Here is a 1,052-nt window from a genome sequence, read left to right on the forward strand (position 1 = left end):
TTTTGACAAGATCAAGCACCTTATTCAATGGCGCATGAACCATTCTATTGCTTGCATAAAAAAGGACGCGGATTTGCTCCGCGTCCGCAATATCATCAATAGCAGACGGATTATTGATCATCTGAAAACCTTATGATTTTATGGCATAAACAACCGGTACATTAACAGGGCGCGTTTCTGCCTCGCCTGTTGAAGAAAGTGTTACCTTATGCGTATGCACTCCAGCAGGTTGTGTTGTTCCTCCAAGAACGGCATAGTGATAAGAGGGGTTTCTTCTACCAATATCATTGGCGCTCCATCCCACTCCATTATACTGAAACTCGTGTGTATGCTGTCCCGCCGATTCAACACTACAAATATGTGTATGCGATTTAAGGCAATCTTGCTGTATATCGGCAAATTGTCTACTTCTGTCTAAACCGCGACCATTATCAAAGCCGCGCAAAAACACTCCTCTAAAATCTGGAACTTTAAAGGTTGTATCACTGTTTTTTCCCCATTTATCCCCTATCGCCTTGAATAATTGCGGATAATCTTTGCGTTCATAAGTAGCGCCATCACATAAAAGCCAGCCGTTTGGGACTTCTTGCATAGCAAAGGTCGCAATAAAACCACAAGGAAAGGTTTCGACCTTCGGTGGTGGAATGGGAGTAGGATTTAAAAGATACCAGCCCTCAAGACCTTTTGTTAATGCGCCATCATTATAGACTATTTCATAAATACCATTTGTTTGTAACTCACCGCCTGTCAATGATACTATTCCCGTGCTGGTGGCTTTATAGAGTGGCTTTGCTCCTATATTATTCATGTTTATTGTTGTCGTGCCAATATTTATACCACGCGCCTTAAAGCGAATAATGATATCGTTTTTATATTTCGCTATCGGCGACACCGTCGTCAACGTGATTGATGTTGTTTGTTCCTTTCCATTCACAATAAACTTTGAGTCAAGAGAACCACCATTATCGGCAAGATATTCACGTATACGCTGCATCATGACCCGCGCACTATCATTAACAGAACTAGGCGGCTGCCCTTCTGCCCAATTAATG

The 1,052-nt window shown here is 42.2% G+C and carries 1 protein-coding gene; it reads right to left on the reverse strand.

Annotated elements, in window-relative coordinates; genetic code table 11:
• Positions 1-130: 130 nt before the first annotated feature.
• Entirely contained in the window at positions 131-1,051 is a 921-nt protein-coding gene (locus ACFIKH_RS09130) for a tail fiber protein (protein WP_375671534.1), read from the reverse strand.
• Position 1,052: the final 1 nt, after the last annotated feature.

This window comes from Bartonella sp. SD1336NMGDW, from assembly GCF_042193565.1.
Taxonomy (GTDB): Bacteria; Pseudomonadota; Alphaproteobacteria; order Rhizobiales; family Rhizobiaceae; genus Bartonella; species Bartonella grahamii.